This window comes from Halorubrum sp. SP9 (assembly GCF_005435015.1).
GTDB classification, from domain to species: Archaea; Halobacteriota; Halobacteria; order Halobacteriales; family Haloferacaceae; genus Halorubrum; species Halorubrum sodomense.
In genome coordinates this window covers 1-917 of record NZ_SGXU01000161.1, presented here as the reverse complement: position 1 = coordinate 917, position 917 = coordinate 1, and the positions used below count along the sequence as shown (strand labels likewise).

Below are 917 nucleotides of genomic sequence, written 5' to 3'. Positions count from 1 at the left end.
GGGAGAATCGGCAACAATTCAGAATATCACCGTTGCTGACGCTAACGGTGGTAATGGTAATCAGGTAGAGATTGACAACATTAGCGTCGCCAAAACTGGCGGCGGTGCCATCACTGCGGCTGACGTTGACCAGATCGAGCTGGTCGTTGGGGGACAGACCATCGCGACGAACGACTCTGTCTCCAGCCTCAGTGATGTCCGCTTCGGTACGAGCAGCACCGAATTTAGCTCGAACGGTGCGTTCTCTAACACCGACACCGACAGTGACAGCGAGGACGAGCTTGTCCTCGACGACGGTGGATCTGAAGTAATTGACGTCGTCGTCACGTTCACTTCCGACGCGGAAGTTGACGGTGACACTCTGTCAACTACGACCACTGTCAACCTTCTCAGTGACGCCCAATCCGGATCCACGGTTGAGGCGTTCTCGGGGCCGAGTTACACCTCGACCTCCGCAGCGAGCTCCGCTCTCACGCTGAACGATGGTGAGGCGCCGAACCTACAGAAGGCGACCCACTACGTCAGCGGTGACAGCAGTATCGGTGCGACGATCGAACTCGTCTTCGACGAGAACGTCGACACGAGTACGATCGCTAATTCCGACATTACTGTCGGGCTTGACAACGGCAACACGCTGAACCTCGGTAGCGCCACGTCAGCTGGTGCGTCCAGCTCTCAACTGTTCGTCAACACGTCGAACACCGTCTACAACAACGTCCAGAACGTCTCCATTTCCGGCGTTGATGACAACGGTGGAAACACGATCGACGACACGTTCGACGTGACCTTCGCGCCGTCCACGGTTTACACGCCCACGAACAGCGTGGCCGAGTCTGACTTCTTCGACGCGTTCTCCGGTGAGAACGTCGCGATCGAAGGTGCTGAGGACGACGCGTTCGACATCGACGGCCCCGGCG

General features: G+C 57.7%; 1 protein-coding gene. It reads left to right on the top strand.

What is annotated here, in order from left to right:
• A partial coding sequence (locus tag EXE45_RS19845; RefSeq protein ID WP_158294306.1) for a hypothetical protein occupies positions 1-917 on the top strand: 917 nt, incomplete at both ends.